The sequence below is a fragment of the Roseomonas genomospecies 6 genome (assembly GCF_008365375.1).
GTDB lineage: Bacteria > Pseudomonadota > Alphaproteobacteria > Azospirillales > Azospirillaceae > Azospirillum.
Map to the genome: position 1 here is coordinate 317,352 of NZ_QOKW01000002.1, position 14,543 is coordinate 331,894.

At 69.9% G+C, this 14,543-nt stretch carries 12 protein-coding genes and 2 tRNA genes; 6 read left to right on the forward strand and 8 right to left on the reverse strand.

What is annotated here, in order from left to right:
• Nucleotides 1–66 precede the first annotated feature (66 nt).
• The 3 genes from DS843_RS03925 (at nt 67) to DS843_RS03935 (ending at nt 1,884) form a co-directional block, all read left to right on the forward strand.
• On the forward strand, nt 67–516 hold the full coding sequence (locus tag DS843_RS03925; RefSeq protein WP_149467588.1) for a hypothetical protein: 450 nt from the start codon (nt 67–69) through the stop codon (nt 514–516).
• A 72-nt stretch (nt 517–588) separates the two neighbouring features.
• Nucleotides 589–939: a hypothetical protein gene (locus DS843_RS03930; RefSeq protein ID WP_149467589.1), complete on the forward strand. Its 351-nt coding sequence runs from the start codon at nt 589–591 to the stop codon at nt 937–939.
• Nucleotides 940–1,026: 87 nt separating this feature from the next.
• Entirely contained in the window at nt 1,027–1,884 is an 858-nt protein-coding gene (locus tag DS843_RS03935) for a hypothetical protein (RefSeq protein ID WP_149467590.1), read from the forward strand.
• 79 nt (nt 1,885–1,963) lie between these two features.
• Here DS843_RS03935 and DS843_RS03940 read toward each other — a convergent pair whose 3' ends face one another.
• Complete coding sequence (locus DS843_RS03940; RefSeq protein WP_149467591.1) at nt 1,964–4,615, reverse strand: glycosyltransferase; 2,652 nt, start codon at nt 4,613–4,615, stop codon at nt 1,964–1,966.
• Between the two features lie 193 nt (nt 4,616–4,808).
• Here DS843_RS03940 and DS843_RS31035 point away from each other — a divergent pair, with 193 nt between their 5' ends.
• Nucleotides 4,809–5,069 (forward strand): hypothetical protein, encoded by a 261-nt coding sequence (locus tag DS843_RS31035; protein ID WP_167525189.1) that lies wholly within the window; start codon nt 4,809–4,811, stop codon nt 5,067–5,069.
• Between the two features lie 118 nt (nt 5,070–5,187).
• Here the strand turns inward: DS843_RS31035 and DS843_RS03950 are convergent, their stop codons facing one another.
• From DS843_RS03950 to DS843_RS31045, 5 genes are all read right to left on the reverse strand, one after another.
• Entirely contained in the window at nt 5,188–5,955 is a 768-nt protein-coding gene (locus tag DS843_RS03950) for an endonuclease III domain-containing protein (protein WP_286191921.1), read from the reverse strand.
• Entirely contained in the window at nt 5,952–6,491 is a 540-nt protein-coding gene (locus DS843_RS03955; RefSeq protein ID WP_149467593.1) for a hypothetical protein, read from the reverse strand. The genes DS843_RS03950 and DS843_RS03955 overlap by 4 nt, the downstream gene beginning before the upstream one ends.
• A gap of 108 nt (nt 6,492–6,599) precedes the next feature.
• Nucleotides 6,600–9,971 carry a DEAD/DEAH box helicase gene (locus DS843_RS03960; RefSeq protein ID WP_149467594.1) on the reverse strand — a complete coding sequence of 1,124 codons (3,372 nt, stop codon included), beginning with the start codon at nt 9,969–9,971 and terminating at the stop codon, nt 6,600–6,602.
• A gap of 148 nt (nt 9,972–10,119) precedes the next feature.
• Nucleotides 10,120–10,773 (reverse strand): phosphatase PAP2 family protein, encoded by a 654-nt coding sequence (locus DS843_RS31040; RefSeq protein ID WP_167525190.1) that lies wholly within the window; start codon nt 10,771–10,773, stop codon nt 10,120–10,122.
• A gap of 23 nt (nt 10,774–10,796) precedes the next feature.
• Nucleotides 10,797–11,294 carry a hypothetical protein gene (locus DS843_RS31045; protein ID WP_167525191.1) on the reverse strand — a complete coding sequence of 166 codons (498 nt, stop codon included), beginning with the start codon at nt 11,292–11,294 and terminating at the stop codon, nt 10,797–10,799.
• A gap of 211 nt (nt 11,295–11,505) precedes the next feature.
• Between DS843_RS31045 and DS843_RS03970 the strand changes: the two genes are divergently transcribed.
• A tRNA-Arg gene (locus tag DS843_RS03970) sits at nt 11,506–11,582 on the forward strand.
• Between the two features lie 132 nt (nt 11,583–11,714).
• Nucleotides 11,715–12,173: an arsenic resistance N-acetyltransferase ArsN2 gene (gene arsN2 / locus DS843_RS03975; protein ID WP_208852175.1), complete on the forward strand. Its 459-nt coding sequence runs from the start codon at nt 11,715–11,717 to the stop codon at nt 12,171–12,173.
• Nucleotides 12,174–12,178: 5 nt separating this feature from the next.
• Here the strand turns inward: arsN2 and DS843_RS03980 are convergent.
• Nucleotides 12,179–12,254, reverse strand: a tRNA-Ile gene (locus DS843_RS03980).
• A gap of 147 nt (nt 12,255–12,401) precedes the next feature.
• Nucleotides 12,402–14,363 carry an RNA polymerase sigma factor RpoD gene (gene rpoD, locus DS843_RS03985; RefSeq protein WP_149467596.1) on the reverse strand — a complete coding sequence of 654 codons (1,962 nt, stop codon included), beginning with the start codon at nt 14,361–14,363 and terminating at the stop codon, nt 12,402–12,404.
• Nucleotides 14,364–14,543: the final 180 nt, after the last annotated feature.

Genomic DNA, 14,543 nt, shown 5'->3' on the forward strand with positions numbered 1-14,543 from the left:
CCGCCTACCCTCTCCTCCACGGACATCGAGCCACACACGGCCACACCCCCGGAGGAGACCCAGCCCATGCGCCGCCTGACCCTGATCGCCGCCGCTGCCGCCACGCTGCTCGCCGCCCCCCACGCCTTCGCCAACGACCTGAAGACCGGCGGCATGCCGGTCAACCCGATGATGATGCAGCCGGGCTTCGGCAGCCCCTTCGCCGCGGGACCCTCCGTCGCCAACACCAACGTCGGCGTCGCGACGAATCTCGCCGCGGGGATCGGCAACAAGGCCAAGCAGAACGTCTTCACCATGCAGCAGGGCACCGGCGGGTCGCTGGTGAACACCAACGTCGGCGTCGCCACCAACGTCGCAGCCGGCATCGGCAACAAGGCGAAGCAGAACGTCACCGGCGTCACCTTCGGCTTCGGCAAGGGCGGCCTGCTCGACACCAACGTCGGGGTGACGACCAACGTCGGCGCCGGCATCGGCAACGCCGCCGGGCAGACTCTGTTCGGTCTCAAGGCCCAGTGATCCACCCCGTCCGGCGCCGCCGATCCGCAAGGCGGCGCCCCCTTCCGGATTCCTCATTGGAGGACTGCCGCCATGCTCCGCTTCGCCCTGCCGGTCTTCGGTGCGCTCGCCGTCATCCTGGCCGTGGCCGGAACCCCGCAGACCGCCGCCGCCGAGAACCTCGCCTGCCAGACGGTCAACGGGAAGACGGTGTGCAGCCGCGGCTCGGGCTCGCTGTCGTGCCAGACGGTCAACGACCGGACGACCTGCGTGACCGGGCCGGGCGCGCTGACCTGCGAAACCGTCAACGGCCACACCGCCTGCCGCCGCGGCCCGGCCCAGCCGGACCTGAAACCGATGCCCATGCCGCCGCTGCCCCCGCAGGCCGTGCCGCTGCCCGACCATCCCTTCGGCAAGAACTTCCCTTTTGAGGAAGAGGCGTAAAGCGCCCCGACTGTGGTCCGCCTCACAGCGGCTCCCCGGCCCTCCGCCCTAGGATCAGCGCACACCGCCGAACAGAGGAGCCCCGCCATGGTCCGCACCCGCCGCTTCGCGCCGCTGCTGCCCGGCCTCGCCGCCCTGGCGCTGCTGGGCGGAACCGCCGCCGCCCAGGATGCCGGCGGCTTCTCCGTCAACCCGCAGCTGGGCGCGGCGGTCGGCATGTCGATGGGCATGGGCATGGGGATGCCGCCCCTGCTGCCGCGCCAGCCCGTCTTCGTCAACGCCGCCCGGCGCAGCGCGCCTCCAGGGGCGACGGTGACCAACCCCAACGTCAGCCGTCAGGCCACGCACCAGCAGGCCATCGCCAAGATCCGCGGCGACGCCGGCTTCCTGGGCGGCTTCAACAAGGGTCAGGCGCTGGCCGCCAGCCGCCAGCCGCCGCCGGAGCCCATCGTGCCGAACTTCACCTTCATCGACGCGCCCTTCATCGTGAACAACTTCGACAGCTCGCTGGCCCTGTCCTTCGGCGACAGCAACGTGACGGAGCAGTACGTCATCCAGGGTGGTGACGGGTCCGCTGGGGGCAGTGCCGCTGGGGGCGGTGCCGCTGGGGGCAATGTTTCAGAGCAGGCCGCCGTGCCGGCCTCCTTCGGGCAAACGCCCTCCCCGGTCCAGGCCGCCGCTCCGGTGCAGGCTCCGGCGCCGGCCAAGGCCCCGACTCCGAAACCCCAGCCGGGCGTAACCACCGGCAACGGCGGCCCGCCTCCCGAAGGCTTCTTCGACCCGGTGATGAGCAACTTCGGCCCGCTGCCGCATCTGCCCGCGGCGCTCGCCAGCGGCGGCATCCAGTTCAACAACGTCGGCAGCGCCTTCAACGCCGCCATCGGCCAGGGCAACCTCGCCACCCAGCAGATCACCAGCATCCAGGGAAAGAAGGGCAAGCGCTGAACCCCATCTTTCTCCAGAACGAAGAAAGCCCCCCTGCCGGCGGCAAGGGGGCTTTTCCGTTCGGGGCCGATGCGGGAGGTTACGCGGCGACCGGCTGGTTGGCGGCCTTGGCCTGGGCGGCGGCGGGCTGGGCCGAGCCCTGCGGGGCGGGCAGCGGCGCCGGGCGCGGGGTGCCGGCGGGCAACATGTCGCCGATCGCGAGGCCCACGGCCATCAGGTTCGGCACGGCCATCGCGGCCAGCAGGACCGCCCACAGGTCCAGCGACAGGGTGCCCAGCGGGTTGGCGAACCACGCGGTCACCGCGGAGGCCAGCAGCGCACCCGACAGCCAGGCTTCCGGCTTGGCGCAGAAGGCGCCCTGGGTCCGCTTGCCGCCCTTGGCGGTGACGCGGAAGGCGTCGCGCTTGCGGACCACGCCGCGCAGAGCCGCCAGCGCCACCGTGGTGGACAGCGCCATGCCCACGGCGCAGGCCCCGACGCTCTCCTTCCACGAATTGCCGGAGGCGTAGCGCGAGGCCAGCAGGCTCGACCCGGCGCGCAGAACCAGGGCGCCCAGCACCGCGGCGGTGGCCTGGACCGGCGGCAGGTGCAGCGGCAGGACCAGGGACGCGAAGGTCCAGGTGACCGCCGCACCGGCGGCCAGCACCCCCACCGCATCGGACCACCAGCGCGCCCAGTTGGTCAGATAGCCGATCTTCTGGCCGGTCGTCAGCTCCTTGGCGCCGGGCAGGAACTTCCGCCAGTGGGCGCGCAGGATCTGGGTGGAGCCGAAGACCCAGCGGTCGCGCTGCTTGCGGAACTGCATGAAGTTGTCGGGGGCGAGGCCCTGGCCCAGCCGCTCGTCCGTGTAGGCGGCGCGGTAGCCCGCCGACAGGATGCGGATGCCCAGCTCCGTGTCCTCGCAGATGCCCTCTTCCGACCAGCCGCCCACCCGATCCATGGCGGAGCGGCGCAGCATGATCATCGTGCCGTGGCAGACGAAGGCCTGGGAGGTCAGACCCTCCTGCATGCCGACGTCGAAGAAGGGGCGGTATTCGGCGGTCATCGCGGCCTTCAGAGCCGTCTCATGGCCGTCGCGGTGCTCCTGCGGGGCCTGGACGATGCCGACGCGCGGGTCGGCGAAGGTCGGGGCCAGCTTGTTCAGCCAGTCCGGATCGACCGTGTAGTCGGCGTCCAGCACGGCGACGATCTCGGCCCGCGGGTCGGTGTGGCGCAGCGCGGCGTTCAGCGCGCCGGCCTTGAAGCCGGAAATCTTCTTGTACCAGTGGAACTTGAACTTCGGACCCAGCTCGGCGCACAGCTCCTCCACCGGGCGGACCAGCGCCTCGTCCTCGGTGTTGTTGATGAGGACGACGACCTCGTAGTCCGGGTAGTCCACGCGGGCCAGCGAGGTCAGCGTGGCGGCCAGCACGTCCGGCTGCTCGCGGCAGGCGGCGATGTGCACCGACACCATCGGCTTGTGCTCCGGCGCCGCGGGAACCCGCGGCAGCAGGGCCGGGGCGCGGCCGGTGAACAGACGGCGGGCGACCTCGGTCAGGTCGGCGAAGGCCACCGACATCATTAGAGCGCCCAGCAGGAAGGCGGAGCCCCAGGTGGCCGCGGCGCCGAAGGTGAAATACTCGGCGTAGGCACCGGCGACGGCGGAACCGACGCCGAAGCCGACGATGTTGGCGCCCACCGACGCGGCCAGCGCGTAGGTCATGTTGGTGCGGCGGCGGAAGGCGGCGAAGGCCGACAGGGCGAGGCCGAGGGCCAGCGCCACGGCGGCGCCCATGCGGTCGCCCCAGGGGGCCGGGACGTCGCCGGCCAGCGGCCATTTCGGCGCGCGGTCGGCGTCGAGCACGCCCCAGGTCGGACCGGGCGAGCCTTCGATGCTGGACTTCCAGATGCCGTCGAACGCTTCGACCACATTGTAGTCGATGCCCAGCATCCCCGCCTCGGCGGCGAAGTTGCGGACGACGAAGGCCTGCGCCTGCGGCGTCGGGTAGGCGTCGTGGAAGTTCTCGCCGCCCGACGGCCAGCCCACCTCGCCCACGAACAGCGGCTTGCCCGGATGCGCCTTGCGCACGGTGTCCAGCCGGTCGCGAATCCAGGTCAGCGCCTTGTCCACCGGCACGCCTTCCCAATAGGGCAGGACGTGGACGCCCATATAGTCGGACGCCGCGATGGTCTCCTTCGCCTTGACGATCTCCGACCACACGTCGGCGGTGCCGACCGTGATGTGCTTCGGCACGCCGGCGCGGACGCGGCGGATGTAGGAGGCCAGTTCCGCGTCGGTCAGCTCGGCGCGCAGCAGAGTCTCGTTGCCGACCACGACGCGCTCGATGCCGCGCACGGTGCGGGACAGCACGATGGCGCGGGCGACCTCGCGCTCGTTGCGGGCCTTGTCGTCGCTCAGCCAGACGCCCAGCGTGACGTCCAGGCCGTGCTTGGCGGCGATGGCCGGCACGTCGCCCTGAGAGCCGAGCGTGGAGTAGGTGCGGACACCGTCGGCGAAGCCGGCGATGGCGGTCATGTCACGGTCCAGTTCCACCGCATCGACCACCGGCTGGTGGTTCGGGTCGTAGTCGCGGCCCGACGGGGAGTAGGAGACGGATTCGATGCGCCCCGGCACTGCGTCCACAGGAGTGGGCGCGTTGCGCCAGGACCAGAAGGACGCGTGGCCGGCAGTCACGGCGAGCATCGCCGCGGCCAAGGCCGCAGACCGGATTGAACGCTTCGGGTTGCTCATGTGGGGATTTCGCAAGCCTGGATGGGATGGGTGGCGGGCGCCACCGGACACACAGACGAACGTGCGCTGCAAAAAACTATTCCCGCGCCCTTCCGGATTTTTTTCCAGGGCCGCCGCCCGGGTTACCGAATTGGGAACGGCGGCCACCCCGCTCCTGTTGGCTTCACCAACCGCAACGACGGGAGAAGACGAAATGACCGGCAAGAAGGTCGATGTGGCCGCGCTGGAGGAAACGATGGAAGAGGTGGTCGAAACCCTCGACCTCGCCGAACAGGCCGCCGGCTATGTCCGGAAGGAAAGCCCCGACCCCGTGGACCGTGCCCGCGCCGCCGCGGTGCAGAAGCAGGCCGAAGCCATGCTGGACGCCGCCGAACAGGCCGCCACGGGGGAACGCCCGCAGAAGAGCAACCCGTCCCCCTTGCCGGGCCTGCGCCGCCCGCCGTTGGTGAATTGAACGTTTTGGAACCCTCTGCCCCCTCCCCGGCCCTCCCCCGCTCTCGCGGGAGAGGGTGCCTTCCGCGAAGCGGCGGCAGTCTCCTCCACCTCGCCCTCCACCTCGAAGAGGGGGAGGGTTAGGGAGGGGGCAACGTCCGCCCATCCCCCATCCGCCCCTGCCCCTCCGGGCACACATCCAGCAGGACGCAGCGCTCGCAGGCCGGGTTGCGGTGGAAGCAGACCCGCTGCCCGTGCAACATCATCACCTCGTGATGGTCGTAGATTTCCTGGGCTGTCCACTCCGGGGGCAGCCGCGCCTCCAGAATGGTGTGCGACGGGCCGACCGCCACGGTCGGTGGGATCAGCCCGGTGCGCACGGCGACGCGGTGGTGATGGCTGTCCACCGGAAGGGCGGGACGGCGCAGGCTGCTGAAGCTCATCACCGCGGCGCTGGTCTTCGGGCCGACGCCGGGAAGCTCCTGGAGCCAGGCCCGCGCCTCCGGCACCGTCATCTCCGCCAGGAAATCCAGGGACAGTTCGCCGCGCAGGTCCGTGATGCGGCGCAGGATCGCCTGGATGCGCGGCGCCTTCTGCTCCGGCCACGTCACTCCGGCAATGATCGTCTGCACCTCCGCCGGATCGGCGTCGCGCACCGCGGCCCAATCCTCGCCCCAGCGCGCCCGCAAGGCCCGGAAGGCCGCTCCCGAGGCCGCGTTGCGCGTGCGGTGCGACAGCAGCGAGGACACCAGCTCGCTCAGCGGGTCGAGCGCGCGGAAATAGGCGATCGGACAGCCAAAGATCAGGCAGAGCCGGCGGTGGATCTCCAGCAGCTTTTCATCGGGCAAGGCCGCGGGCAACAAGGCGAAAGACGCCTGATCGTCGTTGGCCTTGAGGCCGCGCCTCACGGGGCCGTCACGCCGCCGGACGGGCTCCCGCCCGGCAGCATCAACCCCTCGTCCGCCGCCATGGCGCGGGCGCGGGGATCGGCCTGCACGGCGCGGGCCGTGCTGCGGGCGCGATCCTGCACGCGGCGGAAGGCGCGGATCAGGGCCTGGGCCTCCGCCCGCTCCTGCGCGTCGCGACGGGCCTCCGCCGCTTCCGACGCGGCGATCTTGCCGGCGGTGGAGCGCTGCGTCTCGCTGTAGCCGAACAGGCCGGGTTCCCAGCGTTTGAGGTTGGCGTAGGCCAGCGCGCGGGCGGTGCCGTCCAGCCTCTGCCCCTCCTCCCAGGCGGCGCGGGCCGCGCGCAGCTCGTCGGCCAGCACCCGCTGGGGCGGGCGCGGCGGCGGCGGCGGCGGCTGGTGCAGCCGGATGCGCGCCGCCTTCAGGGCGGCCACGCGGTCCGGATCGTCACGCCAACGGCGGGCGTCCGCGGCGGCGTCGCGCCACGCGCCGATGAGCCGTTCCGGATCGGGTGCGGTGTCCCGCTTCGTCGATGCCATGGCCCTCCCCGTTGCAAGGGAAACGAACGCGGTGCTTTCGTCATCAAGGATTTATGCCATACGCCCGCGAAGGCCAGACCGGGAAGGGCGGTAACCCCGAGGGTGCGGTCAATCCGCCGCCCTACCCAGCAGATAGTCGATGTCCCCGCCTTCAAGTGCACTGATGAGACCCGTGCCCTCGATGGTTGCGTCGGACAGGTTTCCTTTGCGCCGTTGCAGGTCGAGGATTCGTTCCTCCACCGTGTCGGCGGCGATCAGTTTGTAGACGAAGACCGGCTTGTCCTGCCCGATTCGATAGGCGCGGTCGGTCGCCTGGTCCTCCGCCGCCGGGTTCCACCAGGGATCGTAGTGGATCACCGTGTCCGCCGCCGTCAGGTTCAGGCCGCGCCCGCCCGCCTTCAGGCTGATGAGGAAGACCGGCACCTCGCGGTTCTGGAAGCGGTTGACGGGCTCTGCCCGGTCCAGCGTGCGCCCGGTCAGCTCCACATAGCCGATCTTCGCCTCCTCCAGCCGCAGCTTGATGAGGTCCAGCATGGTGGTGAACTGCGAGAAGATCAGGATGCGGCGGCCTTCCGGCACCATCTCCAGCACCATGTCGGTCAGCGCGTCGAGCTTGGCGGTCTCCTTCACCTTGCCGGCGGCGGGAATCTTGACCAGACGCGGGTCGCAGCAGACCTGCCGCAGCTTCAGAAGCGCGTCGATGATGGTGATGGCGTTGCGCGACACGCCGCTGACCGCCAGCGCCGCCCGCACCGTCTCGTTCACCGACAGGCGGATGGTCTCGTAGAGGTCGCGCTGCGCCGGCTCCAGGTCGATGCGGACCACCACCTCGGTCTTCGGCGGCAGTTCCTTGGCCACCGCTTCCTTGGTGCGGCGCAACAGGAAGGGGCGGATGCGGCGCATGAGCTGCTTGGCGCGGGTGCCGTCGGCGCGCTTCTCGATGGGCGTGCGGTAGCGGCGCCCGAACTCCTTGCGGTCGCCCAGCAGGCCGGGCATCAGGAAGGCGAACTGGCTCCACAGCTCGCCCAGATTGTTCTCCACCGGCGTGCCGGACAGGCAGAGCCGGTTGCGGGCGTTCAGCGCGCAGACGGCGCGGGTGGCCTTGCTGTCCGGATTCTTGATGGCCTGCGCCTCGTCCAGGATCAGCAGGTGCCAGTCCCGGCGCTTCAGCATCTCCACGTCGCGGCCCACCACGCCGTAGGTGGTCACCACGATGTGGGCGCGGTCGAGGTCACCCAGCTTCTCGTGCCGGTCCAGCCCGTGCAGCACGACCACCCGCAGGTGCGGCGTGAAGCGCTGCGCCTCCGCCACCCAGTTGGGGACGAGGCTGGTCGGCACGACGACGAGGCTGGGGTCGGTCAGCCGCCCCTCCTTCTCCTCCATGGCGATGTGGGCCAGCGTCTGGGCGGTCTTGCCCAGCCCCATGTCGTCGGCCAGGATGCCGGCCACCCGGTTGGCCCGAAGCCCCTGCATCCAGGCCAGACCGACGCGCTGGTAGTCGCGCAGCGTGCCCTGGAAGCCCGGCGGCGGGTCCATCTCCGCCGGCATCTCCTGCTCCTGGATGGTGCGCAGGTAGCGGTCGATCTGGCCGGTGTCCTCGGTGCGCCGGGCGATCAGGTCGTCGATGTCCAGCAGCCCGTCGGCCTCGGTCAGCGGCACCTTCAGCGTGTCGTCCAGACGTCGCCCGCTATCGAGCATGGATTCCAGGACGCTGAGCAGCCGCTCCACCCGCTCCGCCGGCAGGGCCAACACGTTGCCGTCGTCCAGCACCAGATGGGCGCGCCCGTCGATGACGCGGGTGGCGTCCATGCCGCCGCGCTCGATCAGGGTCGCCAGGATGGGCAGCAGGGCGCGGCGCTCCCCGTCGATCTCCACGCCGACGTCCAGGTCGAACCAGCCGTCGCCGGAATCGCGCACGGCGACCGCGACCTCTTCGTTCGCCTCCACCACGCGGGTGCCGAAGTCGGCGCCGATCTCGACCGTCCAGCCGTCCTTGCGCAGGGCCGGCACCTCGGTGGTGAGGAAGGTCGACCAGCGCTCCTCGGCGTCCTTGCCGGTCAGCCAGTGCACGCGGGTGCCGCGGGCGTTCAACTGGCCCTTGGGCGGCTCGATCCGCGCCTGGGCGAAGCCGAAGGCCGCCAGCCGGTCCAGCGCGCCCTGCTCCAGCGCCTTGTCGCGGCGGACGAAGACGGCCCCGGCGGGCTCCTCCACCCGGGCGAACTGGCGCTGGTCGTCGGGTTCGATCTCGGAGGGCGAATCCTCCTCGCCATAGTCGAAGGACAGGCGCAGAACGTCCACCAGACCGCCGTCCGGCGACACCACCCGGCCCAGCCGGGCGACGACGCGCGGGTCGCGCTCCACGATGGTCGCGGCGGGGTCGGAGCCCATGCGCACACCGCCGGGCATGGCGCCGGGCATGGCCGCCGCGAAGGCCGCCGCCGGAATGGTCGGGCGTTCCGGTGCGGAGCGGGCGGGTGCGGGCCTTGCCGATGCAGAGCGGGCGGACGCCTTCAGGGGCGCCGCCTTCAGGGGCGCCGCCTTGGCGGGGGGCTGAGGCGCCGCGGCCTTGGGCTTCGGCACCTCCACCACCTGCAATTCGACGGGACAGACGGTGCCGGCCTTGGGATCGACGCACCAGTAGCCCTGCCCCTTGATCAGCGCGGCCCCCGGCGGCAGGCCGGTCGGGCGCAGCTTGCGCGTCGCCGGGTCGCGGAAGGCGCGGATGGCCATGGCCGCCCCCTCCGCCAGCACCGTGCCGCCGCGCCAGCGCAGCCGTCCGCAGCCAAGCAGCCGGCGCAGGATGCGGTCCACAACGTCGCCGCGGCTCTTGGCGACCGGCGTACGCACCGCACCGCCGCCGCCCAGCAGCCGGGCGATGGCGCGGTCCGCGTCGCCGTCCAGGTTGCGCGGCGCGCGGGCCAGCACGTCGCGCGGGCTGGCCGGGGTGGAGACGTCCTCCCCCGCCCCTTCCACCGCGATGACGGCGGAGACGAACATGGCCGCTTCGTCCTTCCCCGGCTCCAGGGTCCAGCGGACGCTGAGCACCGGATCGGGCGGAGGCGGAGGAGGCGGTTCGGGGTCCGGTTCGGGGATCGGCGGAAGAGCCGACGGCGAGCCCGCCGCCGGGGGCGGATCGAACAGGGACATCTGCCGCCCTTCCGGACGGGCGTCCAAGGTCATCAGGGCCGCCGCGGCCATGTGCGCGCAGGTGTTGCGCCCGCAGGTGCAGCTCTTGTCGAACACCACGCGGCTGCGCCCGCGCACCGGGACGACCGTCACCGACAGGGTCCGTCCCAGGTCGGTCACCGTGGCCGCGATCCGCCCTTCCGACTCCAGCAGCGTCACCGCGCCGGTCAGGATGAGCGTGCGCCCCCGTTGCAGCGTCTTCGCATCGAAGACGCGCGCCAGGTCCTCCTGCGAAAAGGGGACCGTCGCGCTGGCGTTGGTGGCGGCGCGCGGAAGGGAGCCGAACAGCGACATGGGGCGGAGGGGATGCCGGAAATAGAACGGGTCAGGAACGGGGGCGTCGGTATAAGCCCTCACCATGCCCCGCCGCAAGCCCACTCTCAACCCTCAACCGCTGTCGGGCCACAAACATCCTCCGTGCGAGGACCATGGGAGCCACCGGCTAGAGCCGTTCGAGCAGGCTGTTCAAGGGCGGCGCGGGGCCGCAGACCGGCGATTCCTCGCGAAGCAGATAGGCGAAATGCTTCAGCATCGGCTCCGCGTTGGTGCGGTCGCCGAGGGCGTAGGTCGCCACGCCGAACAGCACGACCAGGGCGAGGACCAGCGGGTTGAGGTTGAGGCGGGAGGGTGTGAGTCGGTGGAAGCTCTGCGCGAAGGCCGCCACCGCCAGCCCGCCGAGCCCGAGGCCCACCACCACCTCCGTCACCGAATGGTAGCGCAGCAGGATGCGCGAGGCCGCGACCGCCCCGACCAGACCGAGGGCGCCCAGGACGATCACCCCGCGCCGCCACCCGTCCAGCGAGCGCGCCGCCGTCACCCCGATCGCCCCATAGACGGCGGCGGCCAGCGCCGCGTGGCCGCTGGGGCTGGTCAGCCGGTCGTCGAACAGGCGGAAGCCGCAGGCGTGGCCCAGGATCTTCAGAAGCGCCACCGACCCCATCAGCATCGCCAGGATGGCCAGCCAGCGCGCCGCCGTGACCGCCGAATGGCGGCGCCACAGCATCACGATCAGGATGCCCGCCACCGGCAGCACGAAGGCCGTGCTGCCGAGGAGCGTGATCGCCTTGTTGATGTGCCAGAGGTTCAGATGTCCCACCGTCCCTGCCGCTCCCTTTCCATTCAGCGCAAGCGAACGAGCAGACCGTCGCGGTAGTTCCAGGCCGCCGTGCTCTTTCCGTCGGAACCGGGCAGCGAGACGGTCAGGGTGCGGTCGGCCAGCTCCACCTTCGGCGCGTCGCTGCAGGTCCCGAAGGGCAGCGACACGGCGGGCTTCGCCCCGCCGAGGTCGAGCACGCGGTAACGCGCGGCGCATTTGCCGTCCACGCTCTCCTGGAGCAGCACCAGCCAGCGCCCTTCCATGTTGTAGGCGTTCACGAAGGACAGGGTGCGCCCCTCGCGGTCTTCGTAGACGACGCGGTCGTTGACGGTCACCTGGATGACCTTCGGCCCGAGTTCGATCATCTGCACGACCTCGTTCCCGATGGCCGCCGACACGAGGACCGCCGCGCCGGGCCGGTTCTCCGCCGCCCATGCGGCACCGCTCGCCACCGGAAGGGAAAGCGCCGCCAGCGCAACGAAAGCCGCCGGCCCCGAAAGGGCGCGGCCCGGAAACGTCATACCCATGCTGTCCTCAAATGTCCTTCTGGCAGGTCGCCGACCCCGTCAAGGTAAGCCCAACCGCCGCCATTCTGTAGTCCGTCAAAGGGCTGACCTCCCCCTGCCGGAAAAATTTCACGAGCCGGTCGATTTTGGTTGCCTTCCGGCCACGCTCCGATTAAAAACCGCGCCACCGCAGACGACGGCCCCGCCGACGCCGCGGCAGAGAGAAGCGCCCGTAGCTCAGCTGGATAGAGCACCAGACTACGAATCTGGGGGTCAGGAGTTCGAATCTCTTCGGGCGCGCCACTCTCCTCTTCCTGGGACTTTCTCTTTTCAAAGTTCGCCTCACGCGGTTGGATCGCCCGATCCGACGGCGTTTTCGTCGTTTCCAGCGCGCGCCGGCATCCGAATCGCGGGCGCGCCGAACCGGAGGAAGCCATGATGACGCGACCGGTGATGGCCACGCGATTGACGGAGGAAGAACTGCCGGCGCTTGCCGCCCTCCTCGCCTCCGAAGGATTGCCGAACGAGGATATCACGGCCCCAGGACGGCGCTTCTGGCGCCTCGACGGCCCCGGCGGGCTTGTCGGCTATGGCGGTTTGGAGGTCTACGGACGCGACGGGCTGCTCCGCTCGGTCGTCATCCCGCCGGAGCGGCGCCACAAGGGCGATGGACGCGCGGCGGTGGAGGCGGTGTGCCGGGAGGCCATGGCGCTCGGCCTGGACCGGTTGTGGCTTCTGACCACCGGCGCCGCCGGCTTCTTCGAGCGCATCGGCTTCGAACGGGCGGAGCGGAGCGAGGCGCCGCCGGACATCCGTGCCAGCGCGCAGTTCACCGATCTGTGCCCCGGCAGCGCCGTCTGCCTGCGCCGCGATCTGGTTCAGCAAAACATTTGAGGAAATGGTGGGCCCGGCCGGATTCGAACCGACGACAACACCGTTATGAGCGGCGCGTTCTAACCGCTGAACTACAGGCCCTGTCCGAGGGAGGCCGAATGTGCCCAGAATGGGGAACTTATGCAACCCCGTTCAACGCCGCAGAAGGCCCAAAATGAAAAGGGGGACCCGAAGGCCCCCGCTCTCCATACGACCGTGTTCCGTCCGGGGACTTCGCCCGGGAAACCCTCAGGTGTCCAGGAAGCTGCGCAGCTTGCGCGACCGCGACGGGTGCTTCAGCTTGCGCAGGGCCTTGGCTTCGATCTGACGGATGCGCTCGCGCGTCACGTTGAACTGCTGGCCGACCTCTTCCAGCGTGTGATCGGTGTTCATGCCGATGCCGAAGCGCATGCGCAGAACACGCTCCTCGCGCGGCGTCAGGGAGGCCAGCACGCGGGTCGTCGTCTCCCGCAGGTTCGCCTGGATGGCGGCGTCGAGCGGCAGGACCGCGTTCTTGTCCTCGATGAAGTCGCCGAGATGCGAATCCTCCTCGTCGCCGATCGGCGTTTCGAGGGAGATCGGCTCCTTGGCGATCTTCAGGACCTTGCGGACCTTCTCCAGCGGCATCATCAGACGCTCGGCCAGCTCCTCCGGGGTCGGCTCGCGGCCGATCTCGTGCAGCATCTGGCGGCTGGTGCGGACCAGCTTGTTGATCGTCTCGATCATGTGGACCGGGATGCGGATGGTCCGCGCCTGGTCCGCGATGGAGCGGGTGATCGCCTGACGAATCCACCAGGTCGCGTAGGTCGAGAACTTGTAGCCGCGCCGGTACTCGAACTTGTCCACCGCCTTCATCAGGCCGATGTTGCCCTCCTGGATCAGGTCCAGGAACTGCAGGCCGCGGTTCGTGTACTTCTTCGCGATGGAGATGACGAGGCGCAGGTTGGCCTCCACCATCTCCTTCTTCGCGCGGCTCGCCTCCTTCTCGCCCTTCTGGACGGTCGAGACGATGCGGCGGAACTCGCTGATCGGCAGCTTGGCCTCATCCGAGATGCTCGACACGCCTTCGCGCGTCTTGCGGATGTCGGCCTCGTACTTGTCGTAGAACTTGCCCCAGGTCTTGGGGTTCAGCCCGCGGATGCGCTCCAGCCAGTTCGGGTCGAGTTCGTGCCCGAAATAGTGGTTCAGGAAGTCCTCGCGCTTCACGCGGCAGTCGGTCGCCATGCGCAGCAGCTTGCCCTCGAAGCCGGTCAGCTTGCGGTTCAGGGCGTAGAGCTGCTCGACGAGCTGCTCGATGCGCTGGTTGTTCAGGCGCACCGTGTTCATCAGCTCGACCATTTCGGTCTTGAGCTTGTCGTACTTCTTGTCGGACTGCTTGGCCACGTCCTCGCCGCTCTGGATGGCCGCGATGCGGCCTTCGTGCAGCTTGTGCAGCTTGTCGTAGGTGGCCTTGATCTTCTCGAAGGTCTCGATGACCTGCGGCTTCAGCGCGGCTTCCATGGCGGACAGGGACAGGCTGTTGTCGCCATCCTCGTCGCCTTCCTCCTCGCCCTCGCCCTCGGGCCGCGGCGGACGCTCCTCCTCGGTCTCCTCCGGCGCGGCTTCCACCACGTCGGCCAGACCTTCGGGCATCTCCTCACCGTCCGGGCCGCCACCATAGGTGGCGTCCAGGTCGATGATGTCGCGCAGCAGCATCTTCCCTTCCATGAGGGCGTCGTGCCACTCGAGGATGGCGCGGATGGTCAGCGGCGATTCGCAAATCGCCCCGATCATCATCTCGCGCCCGGCCTCGATGCGCTTGGCGATGGCGATCTCGCCCTCGCGGGACAGCAGCTCGACCGAACCCATCTCGCGCAGGTACATGCGCACAGGGTCGTCGGTGCGGCCGATGTCGTCGTCGTCCAGATTGCCGGCGGACCGGCCTTCACCCTCGCCGTCGGCGTTGGCGTTGCCTTCCGAATCCTGCTCTTCCGATTCGACGATGTTGATGCCCATCTCGGAGAGCATGGCCATCGTGTCTTCGATCTGTTCGGAAGACGACGTGTCCTGCGGCAGGGCAGCGTTCAGCTCGTCATAGGTGACGTAGCCACGCTCCTTGCCGCGGGCGATCATCTTCTTGACGGCAAGACCCATGCCGTCCATGAGCGGGCCGTCGCCGGCCTCGTCCCGGGCTTCGGAAACTTCAACGCTGTTCGCAGCTTTCGTGGCCATGCGATCGATGCCCCCGCATTACCCCATAATAAAAACCCATAGCGCGCACCGCAGCGGCCCCCCGCTGTCGATCCGCACCTGCTTAAACCGGTTGTGAACCGCCCGGAGCCTTGTCCGGCCAGACCCTTCCAGGTCTCATTCCCTCCGGCCCTTCCCTTCCGCACCACGCCCGGCGGCGCC